The sequence below is a fragment of the Neorhodopirellula pilleata genome (assembly GCF_007859915.1).
GTDB classification, from domain to species: domain Bacteria; phylum Planctomycetota; class Planctomycetia; order Pirellulales; family Pirellulaceae; genus Rhodopirellula; species Rhodopirellula pilleata.
This window is the reverse complement of the sequence record NZ_SJPM01000002.1, coordinates 189,346-204,140: the sequence shown is the minus strand read 5'-3', so window position 1 is coordinate 204,140 and position 14,795 is coordinate 189,346. Positions and strand designations below refer to the sequence as shown.

11 protein-coding genes and 1 tRNA gene are annotated in these 14,795 nt (G+C 56.0%); 2 read left to right on the top strand and 10 right to left on the bottom strand.

The genetic code is table 11. The features are described 5' to 3' along the window. Positions 1-191 precede the first annotated feature (191 nt). The 8 genes from Pla100_RS05885 to Pla100_RS05850 form a co-directional block, all read right to left on the bottom strand. On the bottom strand, positions 192-2,171 hold the full coding sequence (locus Pla100_RS05885; RefSeq protein WP_197167731.1) for a hypothetical protein: 1,980 nt from the start codon (positions 2,169-2,171) through the stop codon (positions 192-194). Continuing rightward, positions 2,168-4,510 (bottom strand): ABC transporter substrate-binding protein, encoded by a 2,343-nt coding sequence (locus tag Pla100_RS05880; protein WP_390620578.1) that lies wholly within the window; start codon positions 4,508-4,510, stop codon positions 2,168-2,170. Before Pla100_RS05880 ends, Pla100_RS05885 begins: the two co-directional genes overlap by 4 nt. 40 nt (positions 4,511-4,550) lie before the next feature. After that, positions 4,551-7,961, bottom strand: coding sequence for an outer membrane protein assembly factor BamB family protein (locus tag Pla100_RS05875; protein ID WP_146576771.1), 3,411 nt, complete (start codon positions 7,959-7,961; stop codon positions 4,551-4,553). A gap of 141 nt (positions 7,962-8,102) precedes the next feature. Continuing rightward, on the bottom strand, positions 8,103-8,594 hold the full coding sequence (locus Pla100_RS05870; RefSeq protein ID WP_146576770.1) for an ExbD/TolR family protein: 492 nt from the start codon (positions 8,592-8,594) through the stop codon (positions 8,103-8,105). A 98-nt stretch (positions 8,595-8,692) separates the two neighbouring features. Further along, entirely contained in the window at positions 8,693-9,547 is an 855-nt protein-coding gene (locus Pla100_RS05865; protein ID WP_146576769.1) for a biopolymer transporter ExbD, read from the bottom strand. A 22-nt stretch (positions 9,548-9,569) separates the two neighbouring features. Continuing rightward, positions 9,570-10,013 carry an ExbD/TolR family protein gene (locus Pla100_RS05860; protein WP_146577297.1) on the bottom strand — a complete coding sequence of 148 codons (444 nt, stop codon included), beginning with the start codon at positions 10,011-10,013 and terminating at the stop codon, positions 9,570-9,572. Between the two features lie 146 nt (positions 10,014-10,159). Beyond that, positions 10,160-10,870, bottom strand: a complete 711-nt coding sequence (locus Pla100_RS05855; protein ID WP_146576768.1) for a MotA/TolQ/ExbB proton channel family protein — start codon at positions 10,868-10,870, stop codon at positions 10,160-10,162. Positions 10,871-10,921: 51 nt separating this feature from the next. Next, complete coding sequence (locus Pla100_RS05850; RefSeq protein ID WP_146576767.1) at positions 10,922-11,950, bottom strand: hypothetical protein; 1,029 nt, start codon at positions 11,948-11,950, stop codon at positions 10,922-10,924. 114 nt (positions 11,951-12,064) lie between these two features. Between Pla100_RS05850 and Pla100_RS05845 the strand changes: the two genes are divergently transcribed. Continuing rightward, positions 12,065-12,137 (top strand) — tRNA-Phe (locus Pla100_RS05845). Here Pla100_RS05845 and Pla100_RS31510 read toward each other — a convergent pair. Further along, a complete protein-coding gene (locus Pla100_RS31510; RefSeq protein ID WP_231602767.1) occupies positions 12,131-12,472 on the bottom strand; it encodes a hypothetical protein in 342 nt (113 codons plus the stop codon). The two genes, Pla100_RS05845 and Pla100_RS31510, sit on opposite strands and share 7 nt — an antisense overlap. On the opposite strand from Pla100_RS31510, the gene Pla100_RS05840 reads away from it, so the two are divergent. Further along, positions 12,462-13,385 (top strand): substrate-binding domain-containing protein, encoded by a 924-nt coding sequence (locus tag Pla100_RS05840; RefSeq protein WP_231602766.1) that lies wholly within the window; start codon positions 12,462-12,464, stop codon positions 13,383-13,385. The genes Pla100_RS31510 and Pla100_RS05840 overlap by 11 nt on opposite strands. Positions 13,386-13,593: 208 nt before the next feature. On the opposite strand, the gene Pla100_RS05835 is transcribed toward Pla100_RS05840, so the two are convergent. Then, on the bottom strand, positions 13,594-14,568 hold the full coding sequence (locus Pla100_RS05835) for a transposase (protein ID WP_146576765.1): 975 nt from the start codon (positions 14,566-14,568) through the stop codon (positions 13,594-13,596). Between the last annotated feature and the right edge of the window lie 227 nt (positions 14,569-14,795).

Here is a 14,795-nt window from a genome sequence, read left to right as displayed (position 1 = left end):
TATCCCTGGGTCGGTCGGAAGGCTAATATCTGGCCTCTCCGATGGTGGGTCGAGCAGTTCTTTCGAAGTGGTCGAAAATTGGGTTTGCGATCCTTTGCCGTTTCCTCGGTCGCAAGCCGCAACCGATTCCCCATCTCAACTCCGCGTGTGAATCTAGAGGCTGCGCTTTTGAGAGTGTAAACCCGAAGCCTTCATTCCTCTTCGGCGGGCAATTTACCGCCGTTGGCTTTGGCCTGGATCATCGCTTCTTCGAGATCGTTGACGAGTTTCGGGTTGATGTGTTGAGACAACAATTTTCGCGTCGTGCTGAACATCTCATCGACCTTGCGTTGTTGATTCGCGTTGCGTCCGATCGCCTTGAGGAACTCGGTTTGTTTCTTACCCATGTCGTTGGCGATCCGTTCATTGGAAGGCTCGTTCCGTAATGCTTCTAGCAATTCATCGGCTTCCTTGAGTTCGCCTTTCTTAAGCCGCAACATGATACGGGCTTTGAACAGTTCTCGAATCGCGACCAAATCGATGATCACATTTTGAACGCCACGGATGTACGACTCGGCTTGCAATCGCATGTCATCGCCTTCCAAGTCGGCGACGGCGGTGGGGTGATGGCCTGGCACGATCGGTAGCCGTGCCAAAACCGCACCTCCGTTTTTGACATAAAGCAATCTTAACGGCGTCTCGATCTTATCAACTTCCATGACGCCGTTCCAATTCGTGCGTCCGACGAATGTCATGTTCGTGCCTTCAAGATCCTTGTCGTAGATCTCATATCCGATTAACGGTAGGTCGGGTTTGCCTTTGGCATGTAGTCTCAGCGTGGTGTCGTCTCGACTTGGACGGCTGACGATACCCATTCGGTGCGTACGATTGTTCTTGCGTCCTTGTAACCCTCCCATTCGCCCGGCGTGAAAATCCATTTTGACTTTATGACCGTCAACCTCTTTGGTTAATAGATAGGCCCAATCGAGTGGCCCGATCGTCATCGGTTTGCCGTTGCGATCGTCCTTGCGAACCATCGGTTCGAGAATATCGCCGACGCGGACGTGGGCGGGCGAATCCGGATCGAGGGCCAAGCCGGAGGCCCGGACGAGTCCGGTAGCATCTTTTTGTCCGGCATCGTCAATCCGAACGACGGGCGAGAAGGTTTCACGAACGGCCGCACCGATGACTTCAGGCAGTTGCGATTGAACCCCCAGCGTCATCGTCGTTAGGGATCCGAAGTGTCGCATCAGAGTATCCAATTCGCTGACTTGGACGCTCATCGGCGATTGGCGAGTTTGCAAACGTACGAAGTAAATTTTGTCGAACCCTTCGATCGCCTCAACCACCTGTCCTTCGACCGGTGGCACGATCATCTTCGCACTGGGGTCGTCGAATGTCTCGGCCATCCCGCGTGAGACCAACACCGCTTCGGTGGCTTCGTCTTTCCACAATTCTTGCACCGCGACGGCGTCCCCGTCGATCGCGACGAGTTTCTCTTTCCACGCAAACTTGGCCGGTGTGGTTTCGTATTCCGGGTCCGCTTCGATACGCCGAATGATGTCGCTCACTCTTCCCTTGGTACCTTGGATTTGTTTCAAGAAGCGACCGGCGTCGGCGGCGAAGTGGATGCGAATGGAATCTTTGTGAGTTCGTTTGATGGCGATGACCGGATCCGATGCGGCGATCACATCGAAATTCAACGCAGCCAAATCTCGCTGAGCGACGGTCGCGACGGCGGGCGGTGCATCGGCGATCGCGGTCCGCCAAATCGAGAAGAAATCGCGGTCAAGATAATCGAGCAAGCGATCTTCGATCGACGCCGCATTGATGCGTGGGTTGTCTGATGCGATCCAGATCAACACACGGTAGGGTGAGAAATCGAACGGTGCCGGATCCTCGGGGCGTTCTTCGATTTCATCGAGCGCCTCGGCGACATCGGAAGTCTCCGGCGCAGATTCGGGTAACACGGTGGAGGCTTCCGGCGCAGCTCCGACCTCAGACGTCATTGCCGCCTCGGGTGATCCTAAGGCCTCGTTGTTCGATGCGATGCTTGGCTCGACAACAACCGTTTCGGCCGGCGCGGAATCATCTTGATCGATCGCAAGGAGCGGCAGTGGCACGAGGATCGCGAGCAGCAATACGTAGGGAAGCTTGCTGTGACGGGAGCGGTCCGTTGAGGTTTTATTCATAGCGATAACCTCCACTTTTCGGCGTTCTGGTAGAGGGAAACGATATCCGAGCCGACGCCAAGCAGGTTCCGATTGTAGGCGTACGAATCGACGAGTTGCCAAAGCGGCAAAACCGGCAATTCATTGTTGGCGATGAAGTGCAGATCGAGCAATCGATCGCGGGCGTCTTTCCAGTTTTTGGACTCTTCCAACCGACGCAGACCTAATCCGACCAATTGATCGGTACTGCCGGCCATGCCATCGGGGCCGAGGACTCGGCGAGCGTCGATGATCGGTTCCCAGACGGCGGCAGCGACATAAGCCAAATCCGCTTGGCCTTTCTCCGGGAACGCTTGACCGACCGGCAATTCGATCAATTCAATTTTGAGATCCAATAATTCCCACTGGCTTTTGATCGCTTCACAAGCCGTTCTTGACAGGTTCTCGGGCGGGAATGCCAATCGAATCGGTTTGAGTTCGGGCACTTCTTCCTTGCGACGTTTGGCCAATGCTTCCATTTGATTGGTGTTCATGGTCATCAACAGTTTCGCCAATCGGGGTTCGTACCGACGTGGTTGAATGTTTTGGTCGTAGGCGTAACCGAGAGGATCGTTGTCTTCGAGTCCGGCCGGAAACGGTCCCGACAGCACGCGGCAGCCGGGAACCTCGAGGCTCTCGAGCAACTCACCGGACAGGATGTCTTCGCGGTTGGTGCCGTAGACCAAGGCGCGTCGGAAGGTTCGTTCGGCCAGGTAGGCGTGGTCGCTACACGGGACAAGCATGTGGATGCTCGGTAACGGATACTTTGCAACGCGGACGGACCGGTTCTTTTCCAAGCGGACGGCATCGGCGGGAAACAATTGATCAAGCACATCGACCTCGCCCTGCAGCAATTTGGCGACACCGTCGCTGGCCGATTCGGTGCGGATCTCGACGATCTCGCGTGGTTGGGTGGCGGTGCGTTGTTTCCCGACGAGGGTATAACGAATGACATCGCCCTCGACGACATCGCGTCGGTAGTCACCGGTCGGTGATCCCGGTTTGCCGCCGAACCAACTTCCGTCGACGGTCATTTGGATCAACGCGGAGGGCAATACGTTCGGTCGTCGCAGAGTGCAATCGATCTGTTTGGGGCCGTCGAGTCCGATCGCGTTGACAGCGGCTGCCCAAGGCGAGAAGTACACGTCGCTGCCCGGATCGACACGTTCGGCCAATCGATCGGCGATGAAGAATCCGTTGACCGAATTCAGAGGCGGCGGAAGTTTCTCTGGGGCCAAGATCATCGAAAACTTCATGCGGTCGGGGGTTTGTTCGGTATCGCCGAACAGAAACTCGTACTCGCCGCCCTCGGGTCCGGCACCCTGCATTTCGAACAGCACTCGATACAACAATCGACCGGCACGCCGCGCGGCCCAGTTGTCCAATCGCGTCGGGTCAGGGTCTTTGGCGGTTTGCAAGACACCGACATTGACCAGCGGGTAAATCTCGTCGATCTTACGAACGAGTTCTTTCCCGCCTTCGATGGACGGTTTTAAGTATAGGCATTCACGTGACAGGCGTCGGGCGTTGCGATAGTTTTGAAAGACGTTCGTTTTGATTCCTTCCTCGAGTTCCTTCTCGGCGGCTTCTTTTCGTTGCAAAGCCATTTGGTAGAACGTATCGTTCCACTTTTTGATGGAGGTTACCGGTTTGCCAAAGTAGTCTTTTTCCAAGCGGGCAAGCAGTTTCTGAGCCAGCTCCAATTCCTTCTTGTTCATTAAGTCTTGCATCAACAAGTCGGTCATCCTGGAAATCGCCTGCATCACGATGTCCGATCGGTACTCCGGTGCATAGCGATGTAACTCTTCCAGCATCGCCAGGGCCGGGCCGACTTCACCTTGCTTCGCTCGCCGCCCGGCGTCGCGGAAGAGAAACTCACCGCGAAGCGTCCGTAGGTTGGGGCGGTTGGGATAGTCGCGTATCAATACCGACAAAAATGGATAGGCCCCAGGGAAATCTTCGTTCTTGATTCGCTCTGTGGTTTCACGTTCCAAACGGGTTTCCCAGAAATCGATCATCTCGATATCTTCCCACTTCGCCGTGAAGTCTTTGGCTTCGATCCCTTTAATCCGAAAAACCAGGCTACCATTGGGAGAGTCCGGCATCCGGCGACCGGGCAATTCGAGCAAATGCACCTTCACCCATCCGCCACCGGCAGATTCTTTGAACAGGATGATGTCGTGAGGATCCTCTTGCAGCAGTTCCAAACCGGGGTCTTCGGGTCGGCCCTTTTCGGCGTAATTGATGATCTCCGCCCGCACGGACGTGGCCGTCAAGCTTCCCCAACTGAACGCGGCGCACCATAACGTGCACCAGAACAACAGCCGAACTCGTTTTGTATGAATAATGTTATCCACGGGGTTATTCTTTTCCGGGAATGTTGGTGATGTAAACGACACCCTCGGCGCCGGGCACCAATAGCTTGTTGCCGACCGGCAGGGGACTCGCCGACAACGGTTGTCCCAATTCGATGGTGCCATCGATCTCGCCGCTGGCCGGATCGATCGCGACCAGCCAACCGTCTTGGCCGGTCAAGATCCAACGGCCTTGAATCGCGACGATCTCCTCGATCGGCACTCCCGCCACCTGCATCGGAGTTTCGAACACTTGAGTTCCCTCGGCATCGAATCCACGCAGGATGGAATCATTGGTGAGCACCAAGGCCAATTCCCGATCATCGGATTTCGCCAACGACGGTCCCCAAGCGATCCGACCGTCGAGTAGTTTTTTGAACTTCTGTTTCAACGAATCCATCTCGTATCCGATCAGGAAGTCCGCCGCCGGACCATTGGCACCGCCTATGAAAACATCATCGACGCCGATCGTTTGTCCGAGGAAGGGGGTTTCCAAGTCGGCGGTGGCCAGGTCAGAGATTTGATCGCCGACACGAAGACGATAGATTTTTTTGCGACTATCGGCGATGACGACTTGATCAGCGTCGTCGGGCAGTACCACCGGTGTTGTCCACGAGACCGTCGCGGTCGGATCACTGAGCGGTTGGAAAGGCGACCCTTTGTTTTCGGCCGTCGATCCTCCTTCGGTTCCGGTTTGCCAATCCATCAAGACGGCTCGTCCGGAATCCAGCGGCAAGAAAATCCCGCCACCGCTGAAGACGCCCACGCCGGTCGGCTTGGGGCCGGTCAGGTTGAACGTAATCTTTCTCAACTTTTCGCTGCGACGATTCGGGTCATAGATCATCGCTTCGCCGCGTTGCGATTGATTCAACAGCACGCGCCGATTGTCGGGCAATTCGATCGGCGTGCTGAAGTTCATCTTGATCGAATTGGCACCCGGGTTTTCGATCGGTCCTTGAGTCGAACCGCTCTGCAACGATTCACGATCAAGTTCGAACAATGCGCCTTGGCTGGTGACCGCGTGGAAGCCGCCCTGAGTTTGCGCGAGCATCGAGATCGGGGTACCGACATCGGTCCGCCATAATTCGTTGCCGGTCTTTGGTTCGGCCGCTGTCACGCGGATCGCCGACGTGCCACGCAACACGCGAGCGTGGATCAATGTGTCCTCAAACGCGAGAGGTTGGCCGACGAACGAGTCACCTTCGGCTTTGCCCCAATCGTAGACAACGCGTCCCGTGTTGATTTGCAACTCGTATCGGCCGACCCGCGTGCCCGTGATCCACATTTGGCTGCGGCCGACCGCCATACGGGTCAACGTCGGCGTGTCGTAGGAGGCGACCTGCTCGGCGATCCGTGAGACTTGTTGTCGCTCGGCGGTCGGTTCGATGTCGTAGACGGCGACTTGACCTCGATCGGTTAGAACGATGATACGTCGTTGTTGGATCACCGGTGGGACGATCACATTGCCGACCAAACGAAACGGTTGTTGAGCGACCTTGAGTTTTTCACCGCGTTCATCCATTCGCAACACGTGAACTTGAGCGTAATCCGCACCGGCGTTTTCGATCACGAATAAGTGCCCGAGCAACGATACAGGAGGCACCACGACGGTGCCTTGTTCATGCCCGATATAGAAACTTTCCACACACTTGCCCGTGCGGGCGTCGAGCGTGTAAAGGTTGCTGTGGTTTCCGGGGATATAAACCCGTTGCAATTTGTCGTCGAGCCCGGCTGGTGTGACGAGCGGTTGTGGCAATTGGGTACCCCAATTCGGATCGCCGGTTTCCGAATTCAACGAAATCAACCGCCCCGATTTCGCGGAAATCAAAATGGAATCTTTGCCTGCGACGGGTTCGACGAACGATTCGCCGATATCGGATCGCCATTGCAACTTGCCGTCCTGGCCTTCGCACCGCCGGACTTCGTTCGTGGCGATATCACTGAGCAACACCGCGTCGCCTTCGTTCAATCGGATCGGCGTGTGGTCTTCGCCATAGCCGGTGAACTGACGCCACAACAAACGTCCGTCATGGGCAGAGAACGCGAGCACGCTGCCTCCGGCTCGCAGATAGAAAATCTCACGTTCCAATCCGGGAATCGGCGAGCCTTGCCGGGTGGTCAACACGATTGATTGCAAGGTCGCGTTTTCTTCGTTAGCGATCGCGGGCTCGGGTACGTTCTTGGTGGGGGCCACCAACGTCTGTTGGATTTCGCTGGCCTGCTTGATCAACACCGTCAGACGTTCATTGACAGCGAGTTCGGGAAAATCACGCAGCAACGACTTGCGGAAGTCGTATGAGGCTTTGGTATCTTTCTCGGCGAGGGCGGTTTTCATCGCCGCTTCGGTTTCATCCAAGCGGATGTTTCGATCGATGTCCCGTTTGACTCGGTTTTGAGTTTCGGTGATTTGCAACACGCGACCCTCGAGGGTCGTCTTCATTGACGCGAGCATGTAGTTCGGGTTGTTGACCAATTCCCATTGCTCATTGAGCCGGTTGAGTAATTGTTGCTTCTCTTCGGTGACGGTGGCTTTGCTCGCCGCTTCGGCGATGTTTTCGGCGATGTCGACTAACAGCGCCGCGAGGTTGCCGCGTTCCTGGTTCAAGCCTTCTTCTTCGACGATGCCCGGCAGTTTCTCCTGGCACAGTTCGAGCGCCTTGGTCGGATCGGTCATCTGCTCGCCGCGATACAATTCGCACATCGTGATGCGAGTTCGCGCGAGTGAGGAGTACTGGTTCTGTTGACCGAACGAGGCCAAGAACCCGAGGTAGGCGTCTTGGGCCGGTTGATAACTTTGCGAATCGTATTGCTTGTTCGCCAGCGCGATCACATCGTCGGCGTTTTGCTTGGTCAGGATAAAATAGAACCCGAACCCGGCGATGATCAGGAAGCCGATGATTCCGAGATAACCGTAGACCTTGAACGAGTCCCAGACCGACTTGTGTTCGGGCGGTTTGACGCGACCCGGCGGACGTCGCTTGGGACGTTCGCCGTCTTGACCGGCAGAATCGTAGCCTCCTCCTCCACCGCCACCGCCTCGAACCGGTTGGGCCGCCACGGCCACCGGTTCGGCTTCGACCAAGACCGGTTGGTCGTCCATCATCACCGCCTCGGCTTCAAAGACATTGTCGATCATATCGGCTTCGGCGATCTCGTCTTCGAACGCCTCGGCGACGCCCAACTCGTCTTCGATTTCGACGACTTCGGCGGCGTCTTCGTAGTCTTCGTTACGAATTTCCCCGATCAACTTGGTGGCTTGAAAGCGGGTCAGTTGGCCGTTGTCGACGAGCAACTTTGCGACGGCTTCGGGCGTGACCCGAGCCCCGCCTTCGGTGAGTTGTTCCCGCAGGGCTTCGATGATTTCTTGGTCGAGCAGACCGCGACGTTCCAAGAGATCGATAAGTTCGTTAGCAAGCATAAGAAAAGAATGTTTGGCAATGGATGAAAAGTGCCTATCTGAAAAGGGGTCTGACCCTTTGGAGGCGAGTCGGTTTTCGTTAGTTTTTTGGCCTTGCCGGAGAGGGTCAGACCCCTTTTCAGATAGGCCTCTAGCCGGTCGTTAATCGCGGATCGCCAACCGAGTCGACGTTTCATGAAGCAGACGAATTTGAATATCGGTGATTCCGGCGAGGGTCCCCGCGTCCATTCCATCGACGAGTCGCTGCAACTTCGCATCCTCGTGAACCTTGATATCCAGTTTCAACGGATCGCGTCGGTTGCCGACCGCTTCTTTGAACGTGCTCACCAAATTCTGCTTTCCGATCGGTTCACGTTGCCAATCTTTCGATAGCACCAAGAACGCACCTGATTCGTCGATTTCCAGTTCAATCGTTTCACGGTCGATCGGGTCCGAATCGACCGGCGAAGGAGAGGGTTGTTCGGAAGTTTGACGCGGCATTTGGATCGATCGTTGCATCGAAAAGCTGGCCGTGACCATGAAAAAGATCAGCAGTAAGAACGTCACGTCGACCATCGGCGTCATATCCAAGTCACCCGCAGGACGAGTCGATCGCCGAGGGACTTCGTCATCGGGTGAAAGGGATTCGGACATGGTTGGACTGATTCGTTGAAAAGTGTGAATAAGTAGCAAATCGGCTGTAGAACGCAGCGATGCGGTCCCGTAACGAAGCCAAAGAAAATTGTCTTGCCTCAATCGAATCCGTCGACTTCGGTGACTTGGATTTGAGTGAATCCGGCGATGGTACCCGCATCCATTCCGTCGACGAGCATTTGTAGTTTGGCGTTTTCGTGAACCTTGATGTCCAGCTTCATTCCGTCCCGGTTGTCACCGATGGATTCCTTCAGCGCCGTGATGAGATTTTGTTTTCCGGGTGTCTCGCGTTCCCATTCCGGAGCGAGGACCAAGAAGGCACCTGATTCGTCGATTTCCAATTCGACCGGGTCGAGTTCTTCGGTTTCTTCTTCGACGTTCGACATGCTGGGCAGATCCGAAGATTGACGCGGCATTTGAATCGATTTTTGCAAGCTGAAGCTGGCCGTCACCATAAAGAAAATCAGCAACAAGAACGTCACGTCGACCATCGGAGTCATGTCCAACTCGCCGTCTTCGCGTTTCTTGCGCGGCGGGACGAGATCGTCATCTTCGTCGTCTTTTTTTATCGGTTCGGGCGTGTCAATCCGAGGTGCCATTGCCACCGATGGCGGCGTCGCGACGGCGGTTCCGGCCCCAGGAATTCCTCGGTCGGACGTCATCTTGCCGCTCGCGACTCGGCCGTTGGCCGATGAAGCCGTGACGGCGGAGCCATTGACCACCGAGGTCGACGAGACCGGATCAGGAATGTAGACCGGTTCGACCTCCATCGCCTCGTCCGAGGCCAACTCGTTTTGAGCGTTTCGAGCAACGGGAGTCGCGCTGGCTACCGGGGCCGGCTTCGGGATGGTCAGCGCTTGTTCGCATCCGGGGCAACGAATGGTGCGCCCGGCCAACCGTTCGTTGACCTTCCGCTTCGCTCCGCAATGTTCGCACTGGACTTGAATTGACATCGTTGGTTCGTTGGAAGTTAGTTCACTGCTCTTTGACGGCGATATAAGTGAATTCCATTTCTTGGAATTCGTCGCCGATGATCTTTTGGACTCGGGTGACGTCGGAGACCTTGACCTCGCCGTCACCGAGCAACATGACTTGGTCTTTGTTTTTGCTGATGGATTTTTCGAGTTCGTTGGTGATGTATTCGACGATCTCGCTCGCTTGAGCTTCTTCGTCACTGCTGAATTCACTACCGTCACGCCGTTTCAACACGACTTTGTCTTTCCCGATCGGTTCGATGAAGATCACTGCGGAGTCTTTGGCCGAGATCGCCAAGCCGTTTTCGGCGTCAGGAATCTTGCCGGTTTGGGTGGGGTCCATCTTTGACGCAACGACGAAGAAAATCAGCAGCAGGAACGTGATGTCGATCATCGGCGTGATGTCCATCTCCTCCTCTTCCCGTTTGGCACGCGCCGGTACCATTTCTTCGTCATCGTCGTCGTTCAATTGCGTGTCTCAATGAAATGAAGGTTCGTCACGGTAACGACTGGCGAAAATCGACAGCCTGTTTCTACGCAGGCGGACCCGCGATGGTTTGAGGCGGGCGGTGCCGCCACGATGTGGGAGGCTTAGCTTGAAACGGCTTCGGCGTACGCTTCCTCTTTGGCAGCCGGCGCGACCGCTTGACCGGACTCCTCGAGTGCCAAGCCGCCCTTGAACGCATCGAAGAATCGCATCAAGCCTGAGCCGACGAGATCTTCCATCTTGGCGATTCGGATGTTCACGCTCGCGACCAAAATCATCAACGGAATCGCGATCGCCAAACCGCTGGCCGTCGTCACGAGCGCGACTTGAATGTCACCGGCGAGCAACGATGGCTCGACCGATTCGGCCGTCGCGAGCGTCTTAAACGCACCCATCATCCCGAACACCGTCCCGAACAGCCCGATCATGGGAGCGCTTTTGATCACGGTGCTAACCCAACTGAGCCGATACTCCAAATCACTCATCACGTCGCGTTGAAACCGGTCCATCATGATCTGGCGGGCTCGGCGAAAACCATGGCGGCGGTTGTCGATCGCCATGTGCATCATCTGCGGAATCGCCCGGGTGTCGCCGGCACAATATTCTTCGACGCCTTCGAAATCGCCGACTTGAAGCATTTGTTCGCAATCGTCCATGAAAGTGTCCTGCTCCTCCTCGGTCTTGAAGCGTTTCTGGGCGACCCGCGTCCAGACGATCACAATTTGATACAGACCCCACAAAGCGACAATCGCGAGGGCACCGTACGTCGAGTTCGAAATCAGGGTGTAGAGGTCAGCCGCAGCTAAGAGAAACAATGTTCAGTTCCCGAATTGATTGAAGATTGAAGATTGAAGATTGAAGAGGACTTACTTGCCTTTTCGATAACGTTGTTCGGTCACTTCAAAAGCGTATCCGTTGCCGGAGGATTTGCTCATGAAGATGGTTTTGGCGATCTGGGTGACGCTGTTGTAGCCCTTGGCCATGGCGTAATCCAATTCGGTTCTTGCCAGTTGATTTTCCAGGTTCGGCGGGATGAACTTGAGAATTTGTCGCCCGCCGGTATTGATCCCCGCCTTGCCCAGCAATTGAATGTCAAAATCCTTCAGCGGACTAGCCGACGCCCACATGAAATACAGTCGTTTTTCTCCGGCGCTGTCGTCGTTGTGCCGTTTCTTGGGGCTGCCCGAGAGGTTACTAGCGTAGTCAACACCTTGGACCCCGCCACCGAGAGTGCCCAATTCGATCTCGTAAAAATCGAGCTGTTGGGCGTAGGGCTGAATGCCTTTGGACGAAAAGTTCAATTGCCATCGCTCGAATCGTGGGACAATGTCTTCGCCTTCGCCTTCGGGCCCCGGCGGACGGGAGTCGCCTTTTCCGGTGCCCGAGGTGCTCGCCGAGGCGTTCGTGTTCATCGTGTCGAGTGACGCCGCGACACTCGAGACCGCTTCGGTGACCGCTTCGATCGTGTCCTGAAGCGTCGGTTCCATCAGTTCTTCGACTTCTTCGGCACCAGGGGGCTCGAAATCTCGCTCGAAACCTTCGGCATTATCAGCCCGTCCGGCAGCGTTTTCGATGATCGGGGCGATCGGCTTGACCCGTTCAGGCATCCGCATCGTCAACCACACCACGAACAACATGAAAACGAAAACCCCCAAAAAGAGGATCGTCGCCATGAAAAACGAGGTCACCGCATCGAAAGAACTGGTTCGAAGTTTTTCTCGCTCTTCGAGCCGTTTTCGCTGAGCCGGGGTTAGATCCTGATTCGCCTTCTTCTTATCGCGAACATTCACACCCGAGCCGGATGAATGCGGATCATCCCCGGACATATCGTCAGAAACCGCGTCCGCCTGGGAATTCGGCTGAAATTCAGAATCAGGGGGAGCTACCGTGCCCATGGTGAGTTATTTTTTGAGAACTTTGAGATGAGATTGTCGCGGGGGCCAATTGACGCGAACCCATATGATAGCGTAGTTTTTAGTTTGACGCAGCAAAAAAGCGTCCACCATCGAGGTTAGATAGCTCAGTTGGTAGAGCACGGCCCTGAAAAGGCCGGTGTCGGCGGTTCGAGCCCGCCTCTAACCACTTCGGATCACCAACGCCGACGAATAAGATGATAAATTGATGGCACTGGATCGATCGCCCCGTGTGATCATCCAATCTGTCACGTCCTCTATTTCGTCCCCGTTGGTCATTAGGTTCACGATGCGTTTTTCGATCCCCCGCTGGCTCGTTTTGTCAGTTTGCTTGTTGTTGTGTGGTTCGGGATGCAATCGTTCGGGGACGTCTGCGGCGACCGCGCCCACCGGAACCGATGGATCAGGCGTGGCCGTGGGCGATTCGTCGGCTCCTTCGACGGATTCGTCCAGCTTTCCTCGCAAAGCGGGTAAGTACACCGTTTTGGGGATCTTGACCGACAATCAGGACAATTCCAAAGCCAAAGAGAACGCCGAAACCACGTTGCTTCGGCACCCCGATGTGGCCTGCCTCGTCGGACTATGGAGCCAGAACACGCCGATGATTTTGGCCGCGCTGCGGAGCAGCGACGCGATGGGCAAGGTCGCCGTCGTCGGGTTCGATGAGCATCCCGATACCCTCGCCGGAATCCGCGACGGAAACGTCTACGGAACGATTGTTCAACAACCTTACGCGTTTGGTTACCGATCGGTGCAGTGGTTGACGACTTTGGCGACCGGCGGCCAAGTCGATGTGCCCGACTCCGGTATGATCATCATTCCCCACCGAACGATCACGTCGGAGAATGTCAACGAGTTCGCCGCTGATATCGAAGCGATGAAGTCGGGCAACGGACCACTGTTGGCCGATGGCGACGATGTCAAGATCGACGGGGCGGGCAAGCGGGTCGCCTACATCACCAATTCGCTCGATCCGTTCTGGACGCTTGCCGATGCCGGTTGCCGACGAGCGGCCGAACAATTCGGATGCCAAGTCGATGTGCAGATGCCCTCCTCCGGTTCGATCGAAGAACAAAAACGGTTTCTTGAATCGAACGTCGCGGCGGGGATCGACGGCATCGCGATCAGCCCCATCGATCCGGAAAATCAAGTCGGCATGATCAACGAAGCCTGCCAAGCGACGACGGTGATTTGCCAAGACAGCGACGCGCCGGCATCGCAACGAAAATTTTATCTCGGCACGAGCAACTACTTGGCCGGTCGGGCCGCCGGAAAGTTGATCCAAGAAGCCATCCCCGATGGCGGCGAAGTGATGCTATTCGTCGGCAAGATGGAAGTCCTCAATGCACAAGAACGCAGCCAAGGCATCATCGACGAACTATCCGGTCAGCCGATCCCGGACATCCTGGCCGAGTAGGTCAGGGTTTTGATTTTCCGAATGGGAATTGAGCCCCGTGGTCACTCGAGAACAGATAAACAGCCACTTTCCCGAACGCGGCGGTTTGATAACCGAGTTCATCGCCAGTAGCCGGTGGTCGAGCGAAGCGAATGCCACCGGATGACGCCTGTGTCTAACGGCTTGCATCCCTTCGGGATGATTGAGCAATGGCTTCGGGGCGGCCAGACTAGGGATTTAGGCTCAAGCGTTTCTCGATCTTGCGTATTCGACGGTCAATCTTCGGATTCTGCTCGCGGGCACTTCGAGCGCGTCTGACCAAGTCCCCCGAGCTGTCGCGGTGGGTTAAGCCAAAGGTACTCGACAACTCCGCCAACGTTGCCGTCGTGTGGCGGCGACACAAATAGGCCGCCACATCGCGACCGGGGGCAATGCTGCGAAATCCTTGATAGTCCTCTGGCTCGACCCCGTACTCTCGCGCCGTTGCCGCAACGATCGCTTCGACGGTTTGCTTCGCCTTGCGGATGCTCTGCCGAACTTCGATTGATTCGTCTTCACGGTTCGCGAGCTCGACCATCTTTCTCAGAAACTTCTCTCCACCGTAAACCCAATTCTTCAATCGATCGACGGTTGGATCAACCGGGTTGAGCATGCCCGCTTTGACAAATTGCCGGTAGGCCGATTCGGGGTCACCACCATGGCGGGCCTTCCAATACCGGTGGTGCTGGTCATAGTCGATCCAATCGACTCGTCGAGTTTTTCGTGCGTATCCCGCGTAACTGCTGTGCGGATACCGCTCCGGCGTCTCGACTAACGGCTTCCCCCCATTGCAAGGATTGAGGTGAATGTACCGACTCAAATTCCAGTAGTACCCTTCGTCCTCGACAGGGAACGCCTTGTACCGTCCTTGGTAAAGGTGCCCGGTGCGTTGATTTCGCTTTGCGTACCAGTTCGCGTAGCCGCTGAGCCAATGCTGCATTCCGCGGGAAAGATTCGGCTGGGGCGTCCGGATCAGGGCATGGATATGGTTCGGCATCCAGCAATACGCGATGACCTGCCAGCCGCATCGGTCCACCTGCTCTTGGAGTCCCTTGGTGAAGCGTTGGTAGTGCCCTTCGTCAAGGAACAACCTTCGCCTGCCATCACCCCGGGTCACGATGTGGTAGATCGCATTTTCGTACTGCAGTCGTGGTAGACGAGGCATTTCTCCCCCAGACAGGCTCGATCCCAAAAGCGGTAAGTTTGGAGCGAACAAACCCGTCCGTCAATCCCGAATCCCGCGTCTGACCCCGGCGCGCGCCCTCCTGTTCGCTGTGGACAGCTCATCAACTCCTCCTGTTACAGGAAACTTTCGATGTCCAAGTATAGCAATAACAGCAGCCCCAATCCACTCGGGCTCTTCTTTCCCGCTGCAGTTCGCCAGCGACTCTC